The sequence below is a fragment of the Allobosea sp. GW821-FHT03A12 genome, assembly GCF_058986765.1.
In genome coordinates this window covers 89,240-112,035 of sequence record NZ_JBYSVZ010000004.1, presented here as the reverse complement: position 1 = coordinate 112,035, position 22,796 = coordinate 89,240, and the positions used below count along the sequence as shown (strand labels likewise).

The 22,796-nt window shown below is 66.1% G+C and carries 33 protein-coding genes and 1 pseudogene; 23 read left to right on the top strand and 11 right to left on the bottom strand.

What is annotated here, in order from left to right; genetic code table 11:
• Positions 1–50: 50 nt before the first annotated feature.
• Positions 51–236 carry a hypothetical protein gene (locus AC3WLC_RS14675; RefSeq protein WP_493684672.1) on the top strand — a complete coding sequence of 62 codons (186 nt, stop codon included), beginning with the start codon at positions 51–53 and terminating at the stop codon, positions 234–236.
• Positions 237–238: 2 nt separating this feature from the next.
• On the opposite strand, the gene AC3WLC_RS14670 is transcribed toward AC3WLC_RS14675, so the two are convergent.
• On the bottom strand, positions 239–838 hold the full coding sequence (locus tag AC3WLC_RS14670; RefSeq protein WP_493684671.1) for a DUF2312 domain-containing protein: 600 nt from the start codon (positions 836–838) through the stop codon (positions 239–241).
• Positions 838–1,089 carry a hypothetical protein gene (locus tag AC3WLC_RS14665; protein ID WP_493684670.1) on the bottom strand — a complete coding sequence of 84 codons (252 nt, stop codon included), beginning with the start codon at positions 1,087–1,089 and terminating at the stop codon, positions 838–840. Before AC3WLC_RS14665 ends, AC3WLC_RS14670 begins: the two co-directional genes overlap by 1 nt.
• Here AC3WLC_RS14665 and AC3WLC_RS14660 point away from each other — a divergent pair.
• Positions 1,066–1,923, top strand: a complete 858-nt coding sequence (locus AC3WLC_RS14660; RefSeq protein ID WP_493684669.1) for a S24 family peptidase — start codon at positions 1,066–1,068, stop codon at positions 1,921–1,923. The genes AC3WLC_RS14665 and AC3WLC_RS14660 overlap by 24 nt on opposite strands.
• Before the next feature lie 299 nt (positions 1,924–2,222).
• The gene (locus AC3WLC_RS14655; protein ID WP_493684668.1) at positions 2,223–2,423 is read left to right on the top strand and encodes a hypothetical protein; all 201 of its coding nucleotides are present in this window, start codon (positions 2,223–2,225) and stop codon (positions 2,421–2,423) included.
• 44 nt (positions 2,424–2,467) lie between these two features.
• Here the strand turns inward: AC3WLC_RS14655 and AC3WLC_RS14650 are convergent, their stop codons facing one another.
• Together AC3WLC_RS14650 and AC3WLC_RS14645 are read right to left on the bottom strand one after the other, a co-directional pair.
• The gene (locus AC3WLC_RS14650; protein ID WP_493684667.1) at positions 2,468–2,758 is read right to left on the bottom strand and encodes a hypothetical protein; all 291 of its coding nucleotides are present in this window, start codon (positions 2,756–2,758) and stop codon (positions 2,468–2,470) included.
• Positions 2,755–2,994: a hypothetical protein gene (locus AC3WLC_RS14645; RefSeq protein ID WP_493684666.1), complete on the bottom strand. Its 240-nt coding sequence runs from the start codon at positions 2,992–2,994 to the stop codon at positions 2,755–2,757. The genes AC3WLC_RS14650 and AC3WLC_RS14645 overlap by 4 nt, the downstream gene beginning before the upstream one ends.
• A gap of 209 nt (positions 2,995–3,203) precedes the next feature.
• Here AC3WLC_RS14645 and AC3WLC_RS14640 point away from each other — a divergent pair, with 209 nt between their 5' ends.
• The 14 genes and pseudogenes from AC3WLC_RS14640 (at position 3,204) to AC3WLC_RS14575 (ending at position 9,822) form a co-directional block, all read left to right on the top strand.
• A complete protein-coding gene (locus AC3WLC_RS14640) occupies positions 3,204–3,506 on the top strand; it encodes a hypothetical protein (protein ID WP_493684665.1) in 303 nt (100 codons plus the stop codon).
• Between the two features lie 5 nt (positions 3,507–3,511).
• Positions 3,512–3,733 (top strand): hypothetical protein, encoded by a 222-nt coding sequence (locus tag AC3WLC_RS14635; protein ID WP_493684664.1) that lies wholly within the window; start codon positions 3,512–3,514, stop codon positions 3,731–3,733.
• Entirely contained in the window at positions 3,730–4,002 is a 273-nt protein-coding gene (locus AC3WLC_RS14630; protein ID WP_493684663.1) for a hypothetical protein, read from the top strand. Before AC3WLC_RS14635 ends, AC3WLC_RS14630 begins: the two co-directional genes overlap by 4 nt.
• On the top strand, positions 3,999–4,226 hold the full coding sequence (locus tag AC3WLC_RS14625) for a hypothetical protein (protein WP_493684662.1): 228 nt from the start codon (positions 3,999–4,001) through the stop codon (positions 4,224–4,226). Before AC3WLC_RS14630 ends, AC3WLC_RS14625 begins: the two co-directional genes overlap by 4 nt.
• Complete coding sequence (locus tag AC3WLC_RS14620; RefSeq protein ID WP_493684661.1) at positions 4,223–5,266, top strand: hypothetical protein; 1,044 nt, start codon at positions 4,223–4,225, stop codon at positions 5,264–5,266. The genes AC3WLC_RS14625 and AC3WLC_RS14620 overlap by 4 nt, the downstream gene beginning before the upstream one ends.
• A gap of 7 nt (positions 5,267–5,273) precedes the next feature.
• The gene (locus AC3WLC_RS14615) at positions 5,274–6,044 is read left to right on the top strand and encodes an ERF family protein (protein WP_493684660.1); all 771 of its coding nucleotides are present in this window, start codon (positions 5,274–5,276) and stop codon (positions 6,042–6,044) included.
• Positions 6,041–6,664, top strand: a complete 624-nt coding sequence (locus AC3WLC_RS14610; RefSeq protein WP_493684659.1) for a lambda exonuclease family protein — start codon at positions 6,041–6,043, stop codon at positions 6,662–6,664. The genes AC3WLC_RS14615 and AC3WLC_RS14610 overlap by 4 nt, the downstream gene beginning before the upstream one ends.
• Entirely contained in the window at positions 6,661–7,161 is a 501-nt protein-coding gene (locus AC3WLC_RS14605; RefSeq protein ID WP_493684658.1) for a hypothetical protein, read from the top strand. Before AC3WLC_RS14610 ends, AC3WLC_RS14605 begins: the two co-directional genes overlap by 4 nt.
• The gene (locus AC3WLC_RS14600; protein ID WP_493684657.1) at positions 7,158–7,517 is read left to right on the top strand and encodes an HNH endonuclease; all 360 of its coding nucleotides are present in this window, start codon (positions 7,158–7,160) and stop codon (positions 7,515–7,517) included. Before AC3WLC_RS14605 ends, AC3WLC_RS14600 begins: the two co-directional genes overlap by 4 nt.
• Complete coding sequence (locus tag AC3WLC_RS14595; RefSeq protein WP_493684656.1) at positions 7,514–7,828, top strand: hypothetical protein; 315 nt, start codon at positions 7,514–7,516, stop codon at positions 7,826–7,828. Before AC3WLC_RS14600 ends, AC3WLC_RS14595 begins: the two co-directional genes overlap by 4 nt.
• An 8-nt stretch (positions 7,829–7,836) precedes the next feature.
• Positions 7,837–8,340, top strand: a complete 504-nt coding sequence (locus AC3WLC_RS14590; protein ID WP_493684655.1) for an HNH endonuclease — start codon at positions 7,837–7,839, stop codon at positions 8,338–8,340.
• Positions 8,337–8,489, top strand: coding sequence for a hypothetical protein (locus tag AC3WLC_RS14585; protein WP_493684654.1), 153 nt, complete (start codon positions 8,337–8,339; stop codon positions 8,487–8,489). Before AC3WLC_RS14590 ends, AC3WLC_RS14585 begins: the two co-directional genes overlap by 4 nt.
• Positions 8,490–8,491: 2 nt before the next feature.
• Positions 8,492–8,605 (top strand): annotated as a pseudogene (locus AC3WLC_RS14580) (hypothetical protein); the annotation flags it as partial.
• 11 nt (positions 8,606–8,616) lie between these two features.
• Positions 8,617–9,822 (top strand): tyrosine-type recombinase/integrase, encoded by a 1,206-nt coding sequence (locus tag AC3WLC_RS14575; protein WP_493684653.1) that lies wholly within the window; start codon positions 8,617–8,619, stop codon positions 9,820–9,822.
• A gap of 174 nt (positions 9,823–9,996) precedes the next feature.
• Here AC3WLC_RS14575 and AC3WLC_RS14570 read toward each other — a convergent pair whose 3' ends face one another.
• Both AC3WLC_RS14570 and AC3WLC_RS14565 read right to left on the bottom strand, forming a co-directional pair.
• Complete coding sequence (locus AC3WLC_RS14570) at positions 9,997–11,148, bottom strand: M24 family metallopeptidase (protein ID WP_493684652.1); 1,152 nt, start codon at positions 11,146–11,148, stop codon at positions 9,997–9,999.
• A gap of 13 nt (positions 11,149–11,161) precedes the next feature.
• Positions 11,162–11,956 (bottom strand): transporter substrate-binding domain-containing protein, encoded by a 795-nt coding sequence (locus tag AC3WLC_RS14565; protein ID WP_493684651.1) that lies wholly within the window; start codon positions 11,954–11,956, stop codon positions 11,162–11,164.
• Between the two features lie 159 nt (positions 11,957–12,115).
• On the opposite strand from AC3WLC_RS14565, the gene AC3WLC_RS14560 reads away from it, so the two are divergent.
• Positions 12,116–12,832 (top strand): IclR family transcriptional regulator, encoded by a 717-nt coding sequence (locus AC3WLC_RS14560; protein WP_493684650.1) that lies wholly within the window; start codon positions 12,116–12,118, stop codon positions 12,830–12,832.
• Positions 12,833–12,868: 36 nt separating this feature from the next.
• On the opposite strand, the gene AC3WLC_RS14555 is transcribed toward AC3WLC_RS14560, so the two are convergent.
• Complete coding sequence (locus tag AC3WLC_RS14555; protein WP_493684649.1) at positions 12,869–13,354, bottom strand: DUF192 domain-containing protein; 486 nt, start codon at positions 13,352–13,354, stop codon at positions 12,869–12,871.
• Between the two features lie 282 nt (positions 13,355–13,636).
• Between AC3WLC_RS14555 and AC3WLC_RS14550 the strand changes: the two genes are divergently transcribed.
• The 3 genes from AC3WLC_RS14550 (at position 13,637) to AC3WLC_RS14540 (ending at position 17,237) form a co-directional block, all read left to right on the top strand.
• On the top strand, positions 13,637–15,541 hold the full coding sequence (locus tag AC3WLC_RS14550; RefSeq protein ID WP_493684648.1) for an aq_1923 C-terminal domain: 1,905 nt from the start codon (positions 13,637–13,639) through the stop codon (positions 15,539–15,541).
• A 106-nt stretch (positions 15,542–15,647) separates the two neighbouring features.
• Positions 15,648–16,235, top strand: coding sequence for a CatB-related O-acetyltransferase (locus tag AC3WLC_RS14545; RefSeq protein WP_493685387.1), 588 nt, complete (start codon positions 15,648–15,650; stop codon positions 16,233–16,235).
• A gap of 183 nt (positions 16,236–16,418) precedes the next feature.
• Positions 16,419–17,237, top strand: a complete 819-nt coding sequence (locus AC3WLC_RS14540) for a class I SAM-dependent methyltransferase (RefSeq protein WP_493684647.1) — start codon at positions 16,419–16,421, stop codon at positions 17,235–17,237.
• Here the strand turns inward: AC3WLC_RS14540 and AC3WLC_RS14535 are convergent.
• From AC3WLC_RS14535 to aspS, 4 genes are read right to left on the bottom strand one after another with little or no spacing between them, the layout of a single operon-like run.
• On the bottom strand, positions 17,203–18,126 hold the full coding sequence (locus tag AC3WLC_RS14535) for a glycosyltransferase family 2 protein (RefSeq protein WP_493684646.1): 924 nt from the start codon (positions 18,124–18,126) through the stop codon (positions 17,203–17,205). The genes AC3WLC_RS14540 and AC3WLC_RS14535 overlap by 35 nt on opposite strands.
• Positions 18,127–18,169: 43 nt before the next feature.
• On the bottom strand, positions 18,170–18,469 hold the full coding sequence (locus AC3WLC_RS14530; RefSeq protein WP_493684645.1) for a hypothetical protein: 300 nt from the start codon (positions 18,467–18,469) through the stop codon (positions 18,170–18,172).
• Positions 18,470–18,475: 6 nt separating this feature from the next.
• Complete coding sequence (locus tag AC3WLC_RS14525; RefSeq protein ID WP_493684644.1) at positions 18,476–18,847, bottom strand: hypothetical protein; 372 nt, start codon at positions 18,845–18,847, stop codon at positions 18,476–18,478.
• A 7-nt stretch (positions 18,848–18,854) separates the two neighbouring features.
• The gene (gene aspS, locus AC3WLC_RS14520) at positions 18,855–20,633 is read right to left on the bottom strand and encodes an aspartate--tRNA ligase (RefSeq protein WP_493685385.1); all 1,779 of its coding nucleotides are present in this window, start codon (positions 20,631–20,633) and stop codon (positions 18,855–18,857) included.
• 141 nt (positions 20,634–20,774) lie between these two features.
• Between aspS and rnd the strand changes: the two genes are divergently transcribed.
• Positions 20,775–21,914, top strand: a complete 1,140-nt coding sequence (gene rnd / locus AC3WLC_RS14515) for a ribonuclease D (protein WP_493684643.1) — start codon at positions 20,775–20,777, stop codon at positions 21,912–21,914.
• Positions 21,915–22,017: 103 nt separating this feature from the next.
• On the top strand, positions 22,018–22,794 hold the full coding sequence (locus tag AC3WLC_RS14510) for a bestrophin-like domain (protein ID WP_493684642.1): 777 nt from the start codon (positions 22,018–22,020) through the stop codon (positions 22,792–22,794).
• Positions 22,795–22,796 lie beyond the last annotated feature (2 nt).

Here is a 22,796-nt window from a genome sequence, read left to right as displayed (position 1 = left end):
AGTTGCGTCGCGTGAAATGGGATCTGACTGGGTTCGAGGGCCGCCGGCTTATGGAGAAGCTGGCGGTCCGCCGAAGCGACCGGATGGCCGCCAACGACAACGATCCGGATGCGGGCGGCGCGATGGGCGCGCGCCTGCCGGCGGGAAGCCCCGCCAGCGACATCGCGCCGCCCTTCGGCCAGCCCGATCGCCAGCCGATGCGGAAGAACCGCCGCAGGCATCGTGTGAGGCCGTGACATCACGCAGCCTCCCGCTCGGACGCGGCGAGCGCCTGCTTGCAGGTGAAGCAATGGTCCAGTGTGGCAGAACCGCAGGCGTCGGGCTTCTTGCAATGAGGCCGGCAGTCCTGATGGCGCAGCAATCTGGCGAATGGCTTGGCGTCCGCAGCCGGCGCAGGATCAGCGGTTGCTGGCACACTCTCCCCCGCGCCGGCTTGCGTGACGAATTTGGCACCTTGCGCGGGGACTATGTCCGCACCGCCCGCGCTGTCAGATGCCACTTTTCCCGGGCTCGCACCGGCCGCCCCTTCGTTCTGGGCTGCGGGGGAAAGGTCGGGGGAGGTGTTGCGTTGCTCATGCGCATGCGTGGCGCGTCCCGCGCCTGCGCCCGCGAGGCCGTTCTTGAAGGACTGAAGGTAGAGATCGAAGATCGCATCGAATTCGGCGACCTCATCGGCATCCTTGCCGAGGTGCTTGACGACGGCGCGCAGCACCTTGACGTCGTAGCCATTGCTACGAGCCTCGGCGTAGACCTCCTTGATGTCGTCCTCGATCGTCCGCTTCTCCTCCTGGAGCCGCTGGACGCGCTGGATGTAGCTCGTGATCTGCTGGTCGGACATCAGGCGGCCTCCGGCTTTGCCGCCGGGCGCGGGACGTCGACCGGCCAAGCCAAGGGCTGCGGCCATTGTCGATCGAACCATCCGACTGCACGGTCATAGGTCCGCAGCGTGATCGTGCTGTCGGACTGGAGCCGCTCGTGAAAGGCGGGGTCGTTGAAGACCTGACGCCAGACGGTCGTCACGCCCATGCCGGCAGCATTGGCGTAGGCCTCGACCAGGAGAAGAAGGTGGCGCTTGAGTTCGGCTTCCATGGCGAGGAAGATAGTTGGAGAAATCCTACTTCACAAGAGGAAATTTCCAACTCGAATTCGCGCCGCGACATGTGGGATATTTCCAACATGTCGAGCCTCAAGGAATTTACCCAGCAGCGCCTGGCCGTAACCGGACGCAATGCGTTCGAGGCCGCCAAGATCGGTGGCATGGAGAGGAGCTTCGTCAACGATATCCTGATCGACAAAAAGAAGTCGGTTCAGGGGCGCTCGATCGAGAAGCTTGCGATCGCGCTCGACACCACGTCAGAAGCGATCGTTGCGGCGATGTCCGGCAAGGCGCCGGCGACCAAGGCCCCGGACAGTGAACCAGCCGAGTCGACGGTCCACCCCGTCACGCTCGGCGAGCTCGTGCCGGTCAAGATCGCCGGCAAGGTGAAGGCTGGTCAGTTCATCTCAATCGAGGATCTCGGCGACTGGGAAGAGCCGGAGGAATTCGTCGACACGCGTGACCCGCGTTTCCCCCATGCTCGCCACCTCGGCTTCGAGGTCGAAGGCGACAGCATGAATGCGCTGAAGCCGCGACCTATCCAAGATGGCGACCGCCTCTCTGCCCTCGCCTATGAGGACATCGCGGATCGTTTCCCGTTGCGCGACGGCATGATCGTCGTCGTCGAGCGTACCCGTCACGGCGGCCATGAGCGCGAATGGTCGGTGAAGCAGCTCGAGATCTACGAGGACCGGATGGAGTTCCATCCCCGGTCGACCAACCCGCGCCACAAGCCAATCATCATCAAGCGCGACAGCCTGGCCGATGACGGCGTGACCGTTGAGATCATCGCCATCGTTCGGCGCCTAGTCGCGGAGTTCCTCTAGGAACCGCCGGAACAAAAGGCAAAACTCGCCCGCAACCGCTGTGGATATGTGGGTTTAGGTGGATCACGCTCCGCGAAGGCGTTGACCGCGCGGCCCAACGTCATTCACCGTCTGTTCCGGCCGAATCGCCTGAAACAAGAAAGGCCTAGGGCTGCAACCCTAGGCCATTCTCAGTAGAAACGGTGCCAGCGCTGAACGACCGGCGCTGGTCGTGTGGAGCTCAACCACAGCCTCGTCTTAGGCTGATTTGGCTTCCGCACGCAAGATGGTCCTTGGCTGCCAAAACCAGGAGCTCCTCCATGGCAGACCGCAGGAAGCCGCGCGGCGGCACTCGCACTCCTTCTCGTAAGCTCTCGGCCGATGACGCCGCGATCATCAAGAACCGCATCCTTCGGGGTGAGTTCCTGAATCGGATCGCGGCCGACTTCGACGTGAACCCGGGTCGTATCAGCGAGATCAAGACGGGCAAGGTTTACGCCGAGATCCCGCCTGCCGCCTGACGGCACCGTCAAACAGAGGGGCGGGGCTTCGGCTCCGCCTCTTTTCAATCAACAGCCATGCAATTCAATGCCGCCTCGATCTCATCATGCCGCCGTCGAGACGGGGGCGAGGCGTACATGCCGCGACCGCCCTCACCTGCTTCGCCCAAGATCGGGATCACCACTGGCTTCGGGCCCAGGCTGATATCAGTGATTGCGAACTTCAGCTCCGGAAATACCTCGCGAAGCCGCGCTTTGGTGCGCTCCTTGTCTGCGGTCCAGGCTAGAACCTGCCCCGCCGGCGGAAACAAGCTGTATTCGGTCGCCTCGGGCAAACCTGCGTGCCATGGCTTCATGCTGCGATCTCCTCGCACTTCCAGACAGTTACGGCGATCAGCCGGCCGATGAAGCTCTCGCAGCCTTCGCAGGTGTAGCGGACGTTCCGCAGGAAAGCGCTGTCGAGCAGCTCCTCGACGTCACACGGCGCGTCGTCCACGTCCGGGACATCCAGGCGCTGGAAGACGTTCTTTTGGCAGTTGGTGCAGCGATAGTGGAGCTTGAAGCTCGCACGAATTCCCACGTCTTCCGGCATCACCTGGTACTCCGAACTCTGGTTGCGTTGCCCTGTGCGTAGCAGCCTCTTTGTTCTGCTTACGTTCTCATTCTGGGCATGAGCCGCACCCCAAGTCGAGTCGAATCAGGTCCTTACCCCTGACATCTACTGTCAGTAGGAGATTTCCAACTTTCCTATTGACAGTTGGAAATCTCCAACTTAGGTTCTCTCCATCAACGGAGAGCGCCATGCACACCGGCTCACCTTCAACCGCATTCACCGAGGACCAGCTGTTCAGCGCCACCGCGCGGTTCTGCGCCGGCCTCTACCAGGCTCTCGGTCCCAAGCGGGAAGCCTATGACATCCACCCGCTGACCGGGCCCGGCGTGACCACCGCCGATCGCGCCCAACACGCCATGATGGAGTGCGCGCGGATCGACATGGAAGACCGCCGCACCTTCTTCGCCGGCTGCATCGCCAAGCTCGACGCCAGCCTCGCCCGCATCGCCTCCAGCGATGACATCACCCGCTACTCGATCGCTGCGGAGTGATGGTCATGGACCCGACCTATCTCAGCGGCTTCAACTTCTGGATCGCTTCGGCGCGCGACGAGATCGCCGGTAAGGGGCTTGGCGCCGCGATGAGCTGGCGCGGGCTTCTGGGCCTCGCTCTTCGGTATCTCCGCACGGCGCTGACCTATGGCTGCCCTGATCGCCGCGCGCTCTGCATGCGCCTGATTAACTGGCTCCGCGCCGACATGCGGAGGGCAACGGTATGACCAAGATCGACGATGGCGGCTCTGCTTTCCCTCGTTCAGCAGCATGGTCCCCCGATCGCAAGACGGTATCGATGCCTCAAGAGGGCATGTCGCTTCGCGACTGGATCGCGGCACAGATTGCAGCGGCCATCGTCGGGGACCGCGAGCAATGGCTTGCCTTCATCCATGATCGCAAGGGCGTGACGCCGGAGGCGCACGTCGCCAGAGAGTCCTACCTCATGGCTGACGCCCTCCTGGCCGAACGCTCCAAGGCGGGAGGTGGCCAGTGATCCGTCGCCTCGCACGTCAGGCCCTCGCCGCCTTCTTCGCATGGCGCCGCGCCAATCGCGTCGCCAAGGCCTCGCCCGAGATCGCGGAGCTGCAGCGTGAGATCGCGAAGCGCTCCCGTCGCCATCGCAAGACCGAGCCCCTGCGTCGCGAGCTTCGCGCCCGCGTCATCGCCCAACTGGCCCGCGAGCAGGGCATCACCATTCAGGAGAGGAAGTTCTCATGAACGCCCATGCTGCAGCCGGCATCGGCCACAACTCCGCGGCCATCGGCGAGATGGTCAAGGAGGAGCCGGCCATCGTCTTCCGCGATGAGGCCATCCTGCCTGCGCTGCTCAGGGAGATCGACGGGGAGATCGAGGCTCTGGAGGTCGATCTCTCGACCGAGAGCGGCCGAAAGGCGATCGCCTCGCTTTCCTATTCAATCTCCCGTCGCAAGACCCCGATCATCGACGCCGGCAAGGCGCTGACCGAGGACTGGAGGAAGAAGACCGCAGCGGTCAATGCACTGAAGAGCACCATCGAGCAGGAACTCGACGCTCGCCGTGACCGGGCGCGCGAGCCCCTGACGAAGTGGGAAGCTGCTGAGAAGACCCGGCAGGATCGCGTCACCAGCGCCTTCATCATCTTCGACCGAGCGCCAGTGGCGGTGCCTGTGAGCGCAACCTTGGAAGAGGTCGACCAGATCATTGCGCAGGTGGAAGCCATCGCCATCGACGATGACTTCCAGGAATCGAAGGCCAGGGGCGAAGCAGCCAAAGCCGACGCCCTATCGAAGCTGGAAGGTGTCCGCGCATCCTTTGCGCAAGCAGCCGAAGAGCGCGCTGAACTTGCTCGCCTGCGCGCGGCTCAGGAGGAGCGTGATCGCGAGGCAGTGGCCGAGCGCCAGCGTCAGGAATCTGCCGCGGCGGAGAAGCAGCGTCTCGCGGAGGCCGAGAAGAGAGCCGCCGACGAAGCCGAAGCGCGCATTCGTGCGGAAGCTGACAAGGCCATCGCAGCCGAGCGCGAGAAGGCACAGGCTGCCGCCCAGGCGCTGGCTGATGAGCAGCGTCGCCAGCGCGAGGCCAAGGAAGCTGAAGAGCAGCGCGCTGCCGAACAGGCGGCCGAGGAAGCCCGCCGGCAAGCCGACGTGGAGCACCGCAGCAACATCATGCGCTCCGCCAAGGAAGCGCTGATGGAGCACGGCGGCATCGGCGAGGCGACAGCCAAGAAGATCGTGCTCGCCATCGTGGCCGGGACCGTCCCTGCCGTCACCCTTAAATTCTGAGGACGACATGAGCCAAGCTGCATTGACCGTTCTGCACAACGACGAGCCTCTTCCTTCGCCGAGCTTCGCAGTCACCCCCGTCACGCCGATGGCGATGATCAGTCAGGCAGTCGCGAGCGGCGCGAACATGGAGATGATCGAGAAGCTCATGGCCCTCCATGAGAAGATCGAGGCCAACCAAGCGCGCAAGGCCTTCGACGCCGCGCTCGCCGCGGCAAAGGCCGAGTTCCCGGTCATCACGAAGAACCGGCACGTCTCGTACGAGAGCCAGGACAGGAAAAGCCGCACGGAATATTCGCACGAGGATCTCGGCGAAATTGCACGCGCGATCGATCCGATCCTCGGGAAGCACGGGCTCTCATATCGGTTCGACACGAAGTCGGACCTCAATCAGCCGATCATCGTCACGTGCATCCTTGGTCACCGCGATGGTCACACCGTCACGAACACGCTGATGGCCGCCCGCGACGACAGCGGCAAGAAGAACGCTATCCAGCAGATGGGCAGCACGATCACCTATCTGCAGCGTTACACGCTCAAGGCCGCGCTCGGCTTGGCATCCTCCGCCGACGACGACGGGCGGGCTTCCGGCGGCGACGTCGACGCCGACGTTGTCAACGAGGAACAGCTTGGCGATCTCGTCGAGCTGATGGGCAGCGTCAACGCCGACAAGCCGCGCTTCCTGAAGCATTTCCAGATCGAAGCGCTTGGCGACCTGCCAGCCTCCAAGTTCGAGCAGGCGGTGCGCATGCTCAACGCGAAGAGCGGAGGCCGGTGATGCAGATCATCAGCTGCGATCAGAACACGCCGGAGTGGTTCCAGGCGCGCATGGGCATCCCAACCGCCTCCGAGTTCGCGACCGTGATGGCTAAGGGTCGCGGCGGCGGGGACAGCAAGACGCGTCAGACCTACCTCTACAAGCTGGCCGGGGAGATCGTCACCGGCCAGCCGATGGAGAGTTTCTCCAACGCGCACACCGAACGCGGCCACGCCATGGAAGCGGAAGCTCGCACGCTTTACGAGTTCATGGTCGATCGGGACTGTGAGCGCGTCGGCTTCATCCGAAACGGGCGGAAGGGCGCTTCACCGGACAGCCTGATCGGCGCCGACGGGTTGGTCGAGATCAAGACCAAGCTCCCTCACCTCATGGTCGAGGTGCTGCTGCGCGACGAATTCCCGTCGGAGCACAAGGCGCAGTGCCAGGGACAGCTCTGGGTCGCCCAGCGCGAGTGGGTCGACATCGCGGTCTATTGGCCGGGCATGCCGCTCTTCGTGAAGCGGGCATACCGCGATGAGGCGTACATCGCCGAACTCGCCCAGGGCGTCGACCAGTTCAACGCTGAACTCGACATCATCGTCGACCGCGTCCGCGCCTACGAATGCAAGGAGGCGGCATGAACGCCGCCCTTCCCTTCCGCTGGGACGGCTCAGTCATGCAGCCCTTGCCCGGCTTCGCGAAGCGCTGCGATGCGGCTTTCGTCATCGGCGAGGTCTACAACCTCGAAGCGATCGAGCAGCGCTCGGCGAAGTCGCATGCGCACTACTTCGCCTCGATCAACGAGGCGTGGCAGACACTGCCGGAGCGGCATGCGGAACGGTTCCCGACCTGCGAGCATCTTCGCAAGTGGTGCCTGATCCGCGCCGGCTATGCGGCGCAGCGCCAGATCGTCGCGAATAGCGAAGACGAGGCGAAGCAAATCGCCGCGTTCGTCGAGCCCATGGACAGCTATGCCGTCGTGCGGGCTGAAGGCTGCGTCGTCACTGTCTGGACCGCCGAGAGTCAGTCGATGAAGGCGATGGGTCGCGAGCGCTTTCAGGCGTCGAAGTCTGACGTACTCGAGCTGCTTGCCGTCATCCTCGAATGCGAGGTGACCGAGCTCGGGAGGGCGGCATGAAGCGCCATCGCCGCTCCGACAAGGCGCGTCGGGCCATCTGGAAGCGCTTCAACAAGACCTGCCAGATGTGTTTCCGCCCGACGGATGAACGCGGCTTCGACCTCGACCATCATATTCCGCTTGAGATCGGTGGCGACGACACCGACGACAACCTGCGCCCGCTCTGCCGACCCTGCCATCGCCTCAAGACGCAGGGCGACGTGACGGACATCGCCAAGGCGCGCCGGCGTGAGGACAAGCACTTCGGCGTGCGCGAGCGCCGGCCGTGGCCGAAGCCGCCCAAGCGCCGGGCTCCGCCTCAGTGCACCGCCTCGCGCGATCTGACGAAATCCCTTCCGCCCCGGAGGTTCGTATGACCGTCCGCTATTACATCCCTGTCGACAGCGAAGCCGGCGCACGTAAGGTCGTCGAGGGTATCGTCCGCGGCACCATCCCGGCGCTGCCCGAATATCTGGATCCTGAACTCTGCGCCGAGGCGTTCGATCGCTATGCGCCCAGCGCCAAGATCGGCAAGCGCCTTTGGTGCATTGAGAAGCGCACCGTCGATGACGGCGTGATCACCAACGCCTGGACGGTCGACGAGATCGGAGACCGCGCTGCGGCGCTCATCCTCTTCCTGCTGATCCCGCTCGTCGGCATCGGCAGCCTCTACGAGGTGCTGGCATGAAGCGGCCGATGGCTTTCGATGTCGAAGCCTTCAAAGCATGGCTGACCGATTGCGGCGCCGTCCTCTCGGCCCCGACCAGCCAATGGGAAATTCTTCGCGCGACGACCTGCGACGGTGTCCAAGTCGTCTACCGGAACGCCAAAGGCACACAGACTTGGCCCGAGCCGCTCGTCGTCGCCCGCGAGGCTTTTGAGCGCGGCAATCGTATGCGCCTCTCTCCCGAGTCGAAGGCGCGCAAGCAATTGCGCCACTTGGTCGAGGAAATCGCGGGGCGCGATGGCCTATGGTGCTGGTTCTGCGAAGCAGGCTTCCTGTCGGCTGACAGCAGCGAGGTCACCGTCGAGCACCTGGTCGCGAAGGCTCATGGCGGCCCCAACCACATCTCCAACCTCGTTATCGCTTGCGTGCCCTGTAATCGCGAGGCTGGGCACATGTCGGTGTCCGAGAAGGTCGCAATTCGAGATCGAAAGCGACGGATCGCGTGCACGGCCGTGGAAGGAGTTGCGGCATGATCACCTGGCAAGGCTTCTCCGCAGGCATCATCGCGGCTTTGATCGTCTACGGGCTCATTCGCGCCGCGCTCTGGATCGCCAACTCCCGACCTCTTCCCGAACCGATGGAAGACGCTCCTGGCGACTGGCCGCATATGGGCGGGAGGTGAGGATGGCCTCACTGATCCCCATGGCTCAGGCCGCCGAGGCGCTCGGCATCTGCGAGCGCCAGTTGCGCAAGCTGATTCGAAGCGGCGATGTTGCTGCTGTCGATGTCGGAACCGGAGGGCGCCCGTCGTGGCGGCTTTCCCCTTCCGATCTCGACGACTTCATTGCGCGCAGGAGGCGCACCCAATGGCAGCCAAGGTCAGAGGAATCTACTGGGACGAAAAGGCCGGCGTCTACGCGTACGACTTCAGGGTTAGAGGTCATCGATTTCGCGGATCTACGGGCGAAACGGAGCGCAGAGCGGCAGAGAAGTTCGTCAAGGACAAGCGCCGGGAAGCGGATACCATCGCGGCGCAGGACGCCGGAGACGAGCCGATGACCTTCGCCGTCGCGTCGACCCGATGGTATGGCGAGAAAGGCGGCAAGCGCGCACGCTCGACAGAGGTCGAGCGCTATCTCGCGTGGCTCCAGGCCAAGATCGGCAAGAGCACGCTGGTCAGCAAGATCGACGACAATGTCGTCGCGCGGCTTGTCGTCCAGCGCCAGACTGAGAAGGTGGCAGATTCAACGGTCAACCGGACCGTGCTGGAGCCGCTTCGTGCGATCCTGCGCCGTGCTTCGCTCTGGGGCCAGAAGGTCGCCAAGATCGAATGGGCGGCTCACCTTCTCGACGAGCCGAAAGAGCGTGTCCGCGAGCTGACCGACACCGAAGAGGAGAAGCTCTTCGCCAAGCTCCGGCCCTCCTATCAGGCGATCATCCGGTTTGCGGTCCTGTCAGCGCTGCGCCGGCACGAGCTGCTTGCAATGAAATGGGAGCATGTCGACTGGGGCGGCCGGCGCCTGAACCTCGTCGGCAAGGGCGACGTCATCGCCTTCATCCCGCTCTCTGTCGAGATGGAGCGCATTCTGCGCAGCGTCATCCCGGCCGGCGAGACGAGCCCGTCCGGACCGATCTGGCTCTACAAGCCCGAGCGGCACGAGGAAGGCGTCGATAACCTGACGCCGCGGCCGATCACCATGGAAGGGCTCAAGACCGAGTTCCGCCGCGCCCGGAAGCGCGCCGGCATGAAGTCGTCGAAGGCTGACCCGCTGATGGGCTATCGCTTCCACGACAATCGCCACACCGGCATCACGCGCTTGGTCCGCGACAGCGGCAACCTGAAGCTGGGGCAGAAGCTGGCCCGGCACGCCTCGATCGCGACGACGATGAAGTATGCTCACGCGACGGAGGACGATCTGCGCCGCGCGATGGATTCCGCGCATTCTTCCCGCGAAAGTTCCCAGGAGACGGGAACCGAGGCGGAAAACACCAGCGAAATCAAGAGGATTGGATGATTAGGCAATCTGCTCCCAAAGCAGATGCGCTACCGGGCTGCGCTATACCCCGAATATCCTGCAAGTGCATGGAATCACTTGCCGAACCGCCGCCGCACCTCGATGAGGCGAAGCAACGCGCTACGCCATAGCATCGAACCGGCAGGATGGGAACTGCTCGCGGCGCCCTAGCGTCTAGACGACGATCAAATCGCGCGAGCTCCGGGTCAGCAATTCGCAGCCGTCACGGGTGACCAGGACGTTGTCGATGATGCGCGCGCCCAGCCCTTCCCCGTGCAGGAAGACCGGCGGCTCGACGCTGACGACCATGCCGGCGCGCAAGGTGTAGGGGCTGGCTCCGATCATGTGCATCGGCTCGCCCCAGCTCGGCGGGAAGCCGGGCGCCAGCCCGTAGCCGGAGGTGTGGACGCGGCCATGTTCGAGGCCGGCCTCGCCGATCACGCGTTTGGCCGCCTCGTGCGGCGCAGTCGCGGGAGCGCCATCGCGAATCTCGGCGATGCAGGCATCGCAGGCACGGCGCACAATCTCGTGGAGCTCGCGCATCCTGGCGGTCGGCAGGTCGAGGCAGAACTGCCGGCCGAGCGTCGCGGTATAGCGCCGGACCGTCGCGCCATATTCGACGCTGCCATAGTCGCCAGGCTGCAGCCTTCGTTCGGTCGGCGCGCCATGGCTGTAGCAGGAGCGCTCGCCGGAAACGAGGTTGATCGGGCTCGCTGCGAGGCCGCTGCCGCGCGCCAGCAGCGCGCCATAGATCTCGCCGGCGACCTCCAGCTCGCTGCGACCGGCGCGTAGCGCCGAGCCGAAGACAGTCAGCGTCTCGTCGGCGATCGCCGCCGCCCGCCTGATGTAGCCAAGCTCGGCCGGCGATTTCGCCAGGCTGAGATCGTGGACGAGATTGGTCGCCTCGATGAAGGCCGAGCCGAACAGGTCGCGGATCGCGCTGTGGTGATGCGGGTGGAGGTAGTAGGCCGGCACCTCGACGCCGACGCGGCCCGCCAGAAGACCGAGCTCGTCGGCCAGGCGGGCGAATCGCGGCAGCGGATCCTCGTTCTCGCCACCGCCGAAGGTCTCCAGCCGGTCGACCAGCGCATCGTCCAGAATCTCGGCCCGCTCGCCCTCGCGCGCCATCATCGCCAGCGGCCCGTCCGCCGCCGGGACCAGCAGGCACTGGAATTCCTGATAGCTCTTGGCGTCCGAGCCGGTCAGCCAGCGAATCGAGACGGGATGGAAGAGCACGAGCCAGTCCAGCCCCTGCTCCGCCATCGCCCGCCGGACGCGGGCACGCCGATCGGCGAACTCCTCGGCCGTGAAGTCGTGCCTCGACATCTCCGAATCGTCCTCAGAGCGCCGGCAGCGGCTGCATCGGCCCGCCCAGCCACTTCTTGTGGAGCTCGTCGAGATCGCCGTTCAGCGTGCTCTGGAAGATCAGCGTATCGAGCCAGCGCAGCAGATCGTGCTCGCCGCGCCGAATGGTGATGTGCGCCGGAGCACGCCGCAGCGCGAACTTGAAGTCGAATTCCTTGGCCGGGTTCTGCTTGGCGAGCTCGACCACGACGACGCTGTTGGCAGCGAGCAATTGCGCATGGCCCGCCAGATAGGCCTGCACCGCCGTCGCATTGTCCTCGGTGCGCATGATGTCGGCGGACGGCGCCAGCGCCGAGAGCACGAGATCCTCGGTCGTGCCCTTGGCAACCGCGATGCGGCTCTTGCCGAGATCGGCGCCCGATTTCACCGCCAGCGCCTTGGCGCCGTAGACCGCGAGCGAGGTGTCGGCATAGGGCGCGCTGAACATCACCTGGTGGGCGCGCTCGGCGGTGATCGACATCGCCGCGATGTTCATGTCGGACTTGTCGGTGAGCAGGAACGGGATGCGGCTCGCCGCCGGCACCGGCACGAGCTCCAGCTTCACGCCGAGCGACTTGGCGACGAGCTTGGCCATGTCGACGTCGAAGCCTTCGAGCTCGCGCTTGGCGTTCATCATGCCGAAGGGCGGCACATCGGCGAAGACGGTGATGCGCACCACGCCCTTGGACAGGATGTCGTCGAGCTTGTCCGCATGGGCCTCCAGGCTGGCGATCAGCCCGGTGAACAGGGCAAGGGCGGCAAACAACGTCGATCTGAAACCGCGTGCCATGATGCTCCCCCGATGTTGACTGTTGTTGCCGGCCGCTTCTGCGACCGGGCGGCCTGTCGCACCTGCCCTCCCCGGCAGCAGCGGCAATGACCTAGCGGAATGCTATCGGTTTCGTATATGCAGTCAAGCTTCGCTAATAAATCAAACCGGAGACATCAGATGACGGCCGAAACCGCCGCCGATGCCCGCTCCCGCCCCTATCCGGCACCCGCTCTGGAAAAAGGCCTGGAGATCATCGAGTTGCTGGCGCTGGCGCAGACACCGCTTTCGGCGCGGGCGATTGCCGAGCGGCTCGGGCGCTCGAAGAACGAGATCTTCCGCATGCTGTTCGTGCTGATCGAGCGCGGCTATCTCGATCGCGATCCTGCGACCGACGAGATTGCGCTCAGCAACCGTCTGTTCGAGCTCGGCATGCGGGTGCCGCGCGCCCGCGACCTGGTTGCCGTCGCGACGCCAGCACTGGAGGCGCTGAGCGAAAAGATCGGCCAGTCAGCGCATCTGGTTGTGCTGAGCAAGGGCGAGACCGTGGTGATCGTCGCAGTCGCCGGCCCGGGCGACATCAATTTCACGTTGCGGCTAGGCTATCGCCGGCCCGCTTCCGCTTCGACCTCCGGCCAGGTCATCCTCGCCTTCCGGGACGGGGCCGGCTCGGAGCCCGATCTGGCGGCGATCGCGGCGGACGGTTTCCTGATCGCCGACAGCCATGACGTCGTCGGTGTCACCGACATCAGCGCACCGATCCTCGACCGCAAGGGCCAGGCGATCGCCAGCATCGTCGTTCCCTATCTGAACCGGCGCGAAGCGCCCCCGCAGCATCGCGAGGCGCTGGCGGAGTTGCTCGCCACCTGCCGCGCCATCGCCGGAGAACTGGGCTGAGCAGGATGGCCGGCCGAAGAGACAGGCCAAGAGAGATCAGCGCTTGAACAGCGGGTGCTCGACCTTGTCGCCGGGCTTGATGCCGAGCTTCTCGGCGATACCGGCATTGATCTCGAGCACCGAGAGCACCGGCTCGCCCGATGGAATCGTCCGAGTCGACAGCGGCTCGGCCCGCTCGGCGATGCGGGCGACCGTGCCGTCGGCGCGGATGAACAGCATATCGAGCGAGATGTAGGTGTTCTGCATCCACATCGCGACCGGCTCGACCTGCTTGAAGTCGAAGAGCATACCGCGATCGGCCGGCATGAACTGGCGATGCATCAGGCCGCGCGCGCGCTGGTCCGGCGTGCGCATGACCTCGACCTGGAAGGCGTGACGGCCGGAACTCGTGACGATGGTGAGCGGCTCCATGCCGCTGGCGGGCACATTCTGGGCCCGCGCAGGTTCGGGCAGCATGGCGAAGGCGCCGACGACCAGCACGGCGGCGAAGACGCCCCGCAGCAAACGTTCCACAACAGACATCATCGCGCCTCGCGCCCGACAGCCATCCCCACCGCAGCCTTGCCGCGGCCTCGTGGCAGTTCTGGGGCCAATGGCACGAAGCCGCGCCTCGCCGTCAAGCTTTTCACCGATCGGGCGTGCTCGCATCTTCCTTTCGCCGCCGCCTTGCGGCAGGGTCTGCGCCGACTTCCAACCGGAAGCGTTTTCGCCGCGCCGTCGGCGAAAACGCCTCTGACGCCATCAAACGGAGCTTGGCTCGGGCTATGCGCTCACGGGCCTCGACGATGCTTCAGGAGACCACCAATGACGATTTCGCCCGGCCGACGCCTCGCCAGCTCCCGGCCGCTGCCCGCGGCAGGGCTCCTGCTTCTCCTCCTGGGGAGCCCTGCCTTCGCCGCCGACTTCCAGCTCGACAATCTGAAGCTCGACTTCGGCAAGTTCGTCGTCTCGATCCCGAAGCTTGACGTGAAGGGCACGCCGCTCGACCGCGACAGCTTCCGCGCGCTGCTCCTGTCGGGCACCAGCGCGACCCCGGCCGGCGGCGTTGCCGGCGCGATCGCCGGCACGAGCCAGGCGGTCCAGCCCGGCGAGAGCGCGATCGCCCGGCTCGGCAAGCTCACCGCCAGCGAGATCAGCGCGCCGACCCTGGTGATGGAGCAGAATTTCGGGCCGCAGAAGCAGGTCACCACCTATCGCAACATCAAGTTCTCCGACATCAGCGAAGGCCGGATCGGACGCGGCGAAGCGAGCGACGGCTCGATCAAGGTCGAGGGTGCGGCCACCGGCCCGATGAACGGCGAGATCAAGCGCACCAGCTTCGAAGTGCTCGACCTGATGCAGATCGCCCGTATCTTCGGCGAGAAGGCCAAGCCCGGCGAGACCGCGCCGCTGCAGCCGATCATCGGCAAGGTCGACCAGGACGGCTACGTCCTCGACCTCGGCGAGCAGGGCAAGATCACTGCCGGCAAGGCCTCGATGCGCGGCTTCAAGGCGCGCGTCGCCTCCGAGCCGATGGGTGAGCTCCTGACCCGCATCGCCGTGCTCAGCGACGAATCGGAGAAGGCCTCGCGCGATCTCAACAGCAAGGAAGACCCGGCGCTCAGCGAGGCGCGCGAGCGCAAGCTGCTGCTCGCCATGGCCGAGATCTTCGAAGCCGTCGACTATGGCAGCGGCGAGGTCCGCGACCTCGTGATGGCGCTGAAGACGCCGCCCAAGCCCGGCGCCAAGGCCGAGCCGGTCGACATGCGCGTTTCGCGCATCGCCTTCGGCGAGGATGCGCCTGACAAGTCGGGCGTCGCCATCGAGGGGCTGCAGTTCGAAGGCAGCGGCGCCAAGGGCGTCATCGGCCTCATCGGCTATTCCGGCTTCTCGCTGGAAGGCGTCATCCGCGAGGTCAAGGCCGTCGCCAACTCCGCGGTCGACATCAAGACGCTCGACTTCCGCCGCTTCATCCCGAAGCTCGGCACGGTCAAGATGAGCGGCGTGCAGATGAGCGTGCCGCAGGACGGCAAGCGCGGCCGTCCGGCCGGCCCGCCGATCCAGGTCGGCCTCGGCAGTTTCGAGCTCAAAGCCGGCGAGCAGCTCAACGGCATCCCGACCGACATGACGCTGAGCCTCGACAAGATCACCTTCCCGATCGTCGAGAGCGCCGACAATCCCGCCGCCAAGGACCTGCTGGCGATGGGCTACCGTAACATCGACCTCTCGGCGAAGCTCTCCCTCGCCTGGCAGGAAGCGAGCAAGGAGTTCGCCATCCGCACGCTCTCGCTCGGCGGCGCCGGCATGGCCAGGCTCGACGCCACCGGCATGCTCGGCAATATCGGCAAGGAGGTCTTCACCGGCGACCTCGCCTTGGCGCAGGTCGCGCTGCTCGGCGCCACCGCCAAGAATGTCGAGCTCAAGCTGCAGAATCTCGGCCTTGCCGAGAAGCTGGTCGAGAACGAGGCGAAGAAATCGAAGCGCAAGGTCGATGAGGTCCGCCGCGAATACGGCATGATGGCGAGCCTCGGCCTTGCCGCCATCCTCGGCCCATCGGACGGTGCCAAGGCGCTGGCGAACGCGGTCGCCCGCTTCGTCGCCAAGCCGGGCACGCTGACCGTCAAGGCCACCGCCAAGACTCCGGCCGGCCTCGGCTTGGCCGACGTGATCGCGCTCGGCGAGCCGACCGAGATCTTCGACAAGATCGACGTCGACGCCACGGCGGAGTGAGGTCGACGCCTTGAGCTCGTCTATCCTGCCAGCTCCGGACGCCGAATGGCGTCCGGGTGCCCTCGCCATCTGGTGGGCCGGTCTCCCGACCGGCCCACGCAGCTATCTGCGCCGCTGGATCAACCCGCACAACCAGACGCGCCTGCATCTCGCCCATCTGCTGGCGCGCCGGCGCGGGCAGATCGCGATCGGCGCTTATACCTATGGCCGCCCGAAGGTGCGTTTCGCCGAGAGCGGCTCGAAGCTCACCATCGGCCGCTATTGCTCCATCGCCGATGGGGTCGAGATCATGCTCGGCGGCAACCACCGCACCGAATGGGCGACGACCTATCCGTTCCCCGCCTTGCCCGGCCTCTGGCCGGAATCGGTCGGACTCGACGGCAGCCATGTCTCGCGTGGCGACACCGTCATCGGCCACGACGTCTGGCTGGGCTCGCAGGCGCTGATCCTGTCCGGCGTCACCATCGGCCATGGCGCGGTGGTGGCGGCGCGCGCGGTGGTGGCGAAAGATGTGCCGCCCTATGCGATCGTTGCCGGCAATCCAGCCCGCGTCGTGCGCTACCGGATGAGCGAGGAACGCATCGCGGCGCTGCTGCGCAGCCAATGGTGGCTGCTTCCGGAAGCCGAGGTCAGGCGCCTCATCCCGACGCTGCTGTCGGAGCGGATCGAGGATCTGCCCGGCGCCGCGTCATAAAATCAACTGGAGAAGGCCGGGCGGCTCGACTCGATCGCCATGCGTCCTTGGACGTAAAACGGCGATCGGGTCGATTACACGGGCATCGGATCGATCCGAAAAGTGGATTCCACTTTTCGGTCCGATGCTCTAGAGCCTGCCTTCGAGTTTCTCCGCGATACCCCACGCAATCTGGACGGTTTCATGCACGCTTCCGCGAACGACAAGGCGCGGGTCTTCCGCAAGGCCTATCTCGCCGATGTCGAGACGACCCCTCTCACGGTGCTCGATGTCGGCTCCGCCATCGTCGACGGCCAGTCGCTGTCCAATCGCGACGTGATGGGCAATCCGGCCTGGACTTTGGTCGGCATGGATATCGAGCCGGGGCTGAACGTCGAGGTCGTGGTCGCCGATCCCTATGACTGGAAGGAGATCGCCACCGGCTCCGTCGACGTCGTCACTTGCTCCGAGGTCTTCGAGCACGCCGAGTATTTCTGGATCACCATCCTGGAGATCTCGCGCGTGCTGAAGGGCAATGGCCTTGCCTTCATCACCTCGCCCGGCGGCGGGCCGCGCCATCGCTTCCCGGTCGATTGCTGGCGCTTCTATGACGACGCCTTCGCGGCGCTCGCCCGCTATGCCGGCCTCAATTTGCTCGAGGCGCAGGTGCAATGGGTGCCGGCCTATCGCAAGGGCATCCAGTGGCGCGATTCCAGCGCGGTGATGCAGAAGCCGGTGTTCGATGCGAGCCAGAGCCGCCTCGACGCGGCGCGGATCGCGATCGGCAAGAGCCTGCGTGGGTCCGAGCCGGCGCTGGCCGAGATCAACGCCGCCGGCCTCGCCGACGCGCCGGTCGCGCTCAGCCCGATCCCGACCCAGACCGGCAAGGCCGCCTTCGCCGCGCGCGAGGCGGAGTTGCTCGCCGGGTCGAGCAACTTCATGCGCAAGGGCCGGCTCGTCATGCGCCAGTTCCGCGAGATCCGCCGGATCATCGCGACGCCGATGAAGGACCTGCATCTCTGAGCAAGGGCTTTTCGCCCAGCCCTTGCTGCGCCAGCGCGCTGCGGCCGGCCCGGCCGGACAGCGCGCCCAGGGCCGAGCCCGCATGGGCGTACATCTTGTCGCGATTCAAGAGCAGCCCGTAACCGATTGCCTTGGCTAGGTTTTCGGCGATCTTCCAAAGACCTGGCTCCGTCAGCCCCCATTTGCGGGCGACATGGTATTCCGACCAGGCCAGATGCCAGCGCGCAGTGAAACGGCGCTGCGGCGACGGCGCACTGGACTTGCCGCGCCCGTGACGCGCGCTCGCGGCGTCGACATGGACCAGCGCGTGGCCGACCTCGCGCAGGCGGCGGCAGAGATCATCATCCTCGTAGAACAGGAAGATCGCGGGATCGAAGCCGCCGAGCCCCAGGAAGACCTCGCGCCGCAGCAGCAGGCAGGCACCCGACAGGAAGGGCAGGCAGGCATCGCCCTCCGGCAGGACGATCCGGCGTGCCCGGTTGAGATGATCCGGCGAGAGCAGCGAGCGCGGCTGCAGGAAGACACGGCCCGAGGGCTCGACCAGCCGCGGTGCGAAGGCGGCCGCGTCGGGATAGGCTTCCGCCGCCGCCAGCAGGGCTGCGACTGCTCCGGGCTGGATTTCGAGATCGGGATTGACGATCAGGACGAAGGGCGTCGTCGCCGCGCCTACGCCCTGATTGTTGGCACGGCCATAGCCCTCGTTGCGCTCGTTGCGCAGGACCTGGGCGCCGCTCCGCGCCGCGACATCGGCCGAAGCATCGCCGCTGGCATTGTCGACGACGATGGTCGTAACGCCCTCGCCTGCCAGCGCGGCGAGGCAGGCCGGCAGCACCCTAGCGCTGTCGAAGCTGACGACGATGGCGGTGACGTCGGTGGCGGAATGGCTCATGGCCTGCATCTGCGCGGGATGAGCGGCGCGAGGCAAGAGGCGATCAGCGCTTGGAACCCAGGCGCAGCTCCGCCTGGAGCCGTTCGCGCTCATGCGCCTCACAGCGGCGCGGCGCGTTGTAGGACTTCACCGCATAGCTCGCATTGGCGGCGACGAAGCGGCCGCGCTGCTCGGCCGGCAGGCGGGCGATGATGCCGTTGCGGTCGACCCTCAGCCCGCAATCATAGGCGCGCGAGACCTGCGCGGCGGTGAACTCGGGCGTGCCCGGCATCGGCCCGACGGCGGTGCAGCCGGCAAGGCTCATGGCCGCGAGCGCGACGAGACTGGGCTTCAGCGCGATCATGGACGGTCAGGGCGCCTCGAAGCGGCCGGCGCGGACATCGTTCATCTTGCCGCGCAAGGTCGCCCGCTCCTCGGCGGTGCAGGGCTGCGGGCGGATGTCCTGGTTGATCGTCTCGGCCTCGGAGATCGAGACATAGGCCGAACGGGCCGCCGCAAGCTGCTCGTCGCTCGCCCCGCGCGCCTTCTCGGCGGCGAGGAAGCGATCCAGCGTCGTGCGCTGCGGCGAGCCGGCCTTGCAGGCGATGGCGCGCGACACGGTCGTCGCCAGCAGGGAAGCGCGCCCGGCGGCGCTGTCGGCATGGCCGGCGACGCAGGCGCCGAGCGGCAGCGCGACGAAGCAGGCGAGCAGCAGGGCTCGCCCGGCAGGCAGGAAGGCCATGGCTCGCTCAGCCTTCCTTTTCGGTCAGGTTCACGCGCAGATGCGCCTCGCGCAGCTGCTTCGTGCTCGCCGGCGAAGGCGCGCCCATCAGCAGGTCGACGGCCTGCTGGTTCATCGGGAACAGCGCGACCTCGCGCAGGTTCGTCGCCCCGGCGAGCAGCATGATGATGCGGTCGACGCCAGCGGCCATGCCGCCATGCGGCGGCGCGCCGTACTGGAAGGCGCGATACATGCCGCCGAAGCGCTCGATCACCGTCTCCTCGCCATAGCCGGCGATCTCGAAGGCCTTCACCATCGCCTCGGGACGGTGGTTGCGGATGCCGCCGGAGGCGAGCTCGTAGCCGTTGCAGGCGATGTCGTACTGGAACGCCTTGATCGTCAGCGGATCATCTTCGACCAGCGACTTCAGGCCGCCCTGCGGCATCGAGAACGGGTTGTGCGAGAAGTCGACCTTCTTCTCGTCCTCGTTGTACTCGAACATCGGGAAGTCGACGATCCAGGCGAAGGCGAAGGCGTTCTCGTCGATCAGCCCGAGCTCGGAGCCGACCTTGTTGCGGGCGCTGCCGGCGAACTTGTAGAACTTGTCGGGATCGCCCGCCGCGAAGAAGCAGGCGTCGCCGGCCTTCAGGCCCATCTGCTCGACGATTCCCGCAACGCGCTCGGGGCCGATGTTGTTGGCGATCGGGCCCTGCCCTTCGCCGCCTTCCTTGACCATGAGATAGCCGAGGCCGGGCTGGCCCTCGCCCTGCGCCCAGGAGTTCATCCGGTCGCAGAAGGCACGGGAGCCGCCCCCCGGGGCGGGAATCGCCCAGACGCGGTTCTTCTCGCCCTCGAGGATGCGGGCGAAGACCTTGAAGCCCGAACCGCGGAAATGCTCCGAGACGTCCTGCATCTCGATCGGGTTGCGCAGGTCCGGCTTGTCGGAGCCGTACTTGCGCAGCGCCTCGGCATAGGGAATGCGCGGCCAGTTGCGGGTGACGGACTTGCCCTCGCCGAACTCCTCGAAGACGCCGGCGATCACCGGTTCCATCGTACCGAACACATCCTCCTGCTCGACGAAGCTCATCTCAACGTCGAGCTGGTAGAACTCGCCGGGCAGGCGGTCGGCGCGCGGGTCCTCGTCGCGGAAGCAGGGCGCGATCTGGAAGTAGCGGTCGAAGCCCGCCATCATCAGCAGCTGCTTGTACTGCTGCGGCGCCTGCGGCAGGGCATAGAACTTGCCGGGATGCAGCCGGCTCGGCACCAGGAAGTCGCGCGCCCCCTCAGGCGAGGACGCGGTCAGGATCGGCGTCTGGAACTCGGAGAAGCCCGAGGCCTGCATGCGCCGGCGCAGCGAGTCGATCACCTTGGTGCGCAGCATGATGTTGCTGTGCAGCTTGTCGCGGCGCAGGTCGAGGAAGCGGTATTTGAGGCGGGTGTCCTCGGGATATTCGAGGTCGCCGAAGACCGGCAGCGGCAGTTCGGCCGAAGGGCCGAGCACTTCGAGCCCGGTGGCGAAGACCTCGACCGCGCCGGTGGCGAGGTTGGCGTTCTCGGTGCCGGCGAGGCGCGGCTTGACCTTGCCGTCGATGCGGATGACCCATTCCGAGCGGGCCTTCTCGGCATCGGCGAAGGCCGGCGAATCCGGATCGACCACGACCTGGGTCAGGCCGTAATGGTCGCGCAGGTCGATGAAGAGCACGCCGCCATGGTCGCGGATGCGGTGGCACCAGCCGGAGAGGCGCACGGAGGCGCCGATGTCGCTCTCGCGGAGCGCGCCGCAGGTGTGGGAACGGTAGCGATGCAGGGTCACGGGTTCAGCTTTCCGGGCGTCCATGCGGCCGTGGTCGGGCGCGCAAGCGATTTGGCGCCGTAACCACACGCGCGCGGCGCGGTTGTCAAGAACGCCCGCGACATGGCGCGCTTTCATCTGCTAAGAGCGCCGTCCATGAACCTGATCTCCACAACCGAAGAGTTGGCCGCCGCCTGCTCCCGCCTCGCCCTGCACCCGTTCGTCACTGTCGACACCGAGTTCCTGCGCGAGACGACCTATTACCCGAAGCTCTGCCTGATCCAGATGGCGTCGCCGGACGAGGCCGTGATGGTCGATCCGCTGGCGGAGGGCCTGGATCTTGCCCCCTTCATGGCGCTGATGACCGACCAGAACGTGGTCAAGGTCTTCCATGCCGCGCGGCAGGACCTCGAGATCGTCTGGATGCTCGGCCGCGTGCTGCCGACGCCGCTGTTCGACACGCAGGTCGCGGCGATGGTCTGCGGCTATGGCGACTCGGTCGGCTATGAGCAGCTGGTCAACGATCTCGCCAAGGCGCGCATCGACAAGTCCTCACGCTTCACCGACTGGTCGCGCCGCCCGCTCAGCGAGGCGCAGCTGGTCTATGCCGAATCGGACGTCACCCATCTGCGCGACATCTATCTGGCGCTGCAGGCCGATCTCGCCGCCAGCGGCCGCGAGAGCTGGGTCGCCGAGGAGATGGCCGTGCTGAATTCGCCCGGCACCTACGAGGTCAAGCCGGAGAACGCCTGGCAGCGCCTGAAGGGACGCCTGCGCAAGCCGAAGGAACTGGCCGTGCTGATGGAGCTCGCCGCCTGGCGCGAGCGCGAGGCTCAAGCTCGCGACGTGCCACGCCAGCGCGTGCTCAAGGACGATGCGCTGATGGATATCGTCCAGCGCGCGCCGCGCTCGGCCGAGGCGCTCGGTGAGCTGCGCTCGGTGCCGAACGGCTTCGAACGCTCGCGCGCCGGCGGTGAGGTGCTGGCCGCGGTCGGACGTGCCTTGGCGCTCGATCCACACAGCCTGCCCCGGCTGGAGCGCGAGCGTGGCCGGCCGGGCAACGGCGCCGTGCTCGACCTGCTCAAGGTGCTGCTCAAGGCGACCGCCGACGCCGAGCGCGTCGCGCCGAAGATCATCGCCTCCAGCGACGATCTCGAGGAGATCGCGGGCAATGACGAGGCCGACGTCCCGGCGCTGCATGGCTGGCGCCGCGAGATCTTCGGCGAGAAGGCGCTGGCGCTGAAGAACGGCTCGCTCTCGCTTAGAATCGTGCGCGGGCGGGTGACGGTCGGTTAGTCGCTCACCACCGAACGTCTATTCGGAAGGCGGGGGTTGTCCGACGCGACGGAACTGAGGTCTGCTGCGATCGTTCGAGCGCAGACAGATTCTCGGGGGCGACGTGTTCATCCTGTTCCATCAATTGCCGCTGGCGGCGATGTTCCTCGCCGTGCTGGCGCTGGGCGTCGCGGCCTGCTGGCTCCTGATCGGCCTCGTGCGCTTCGCCGTCCCGCGTCTCGGCTACACGCTCGACGAGCCGCTGCCGATCCGCGATTCCATCATCAACACCTGCGGGGCGCTGTTCGCGCTGATCGTCGCCTTCTCGGCCGCCGGCATCTGGAACGATGCCGTCTCGGCCCGAACCGCCGTCCAGCGCGAGGCCGATGCGGTCGAGACGGCGCTGACGCTCGCGGTGGTGCTGCCGGAGGAGACGCGGCCCGAGCTGGTCGGCGGGCTGCAGGCCTATCTGCGCGACGTCATCGCGATCGACTGGCCGGCGATGGCCAGGAGCACGCCGCTGACCGATGCGGTGTTCGACCAATCCGAAAAGCAGCTGCTCGCCGCGATCCATCTGGTCTCGCGGCTGAACACCGCCGCGGCCTATTCGCCGCTGCTCAACCAGCTCCTGGAGATCCGCCACGCCCGGCTCGCACGGCTCACCGCCTCGGTCGCCGGCGTCACCTGGGCGCAATGGTGCGCGATGTGGCTGATCTCGACGACGACCCTGCTCTCGATCATCATCTGCAACAGTCACGCCTTTCGCATGCAGATCGTGGCGGCGCATCTCTATGTGCTGGTCGTCTCGGCCGCCTATTTCGTCATCCTGGCGCATGACCGGCCCTTCGTCGGCCGGATCTCGATCCAGCCGACGGCGTTCCAGAGCTTGATTACAAGGTAGAT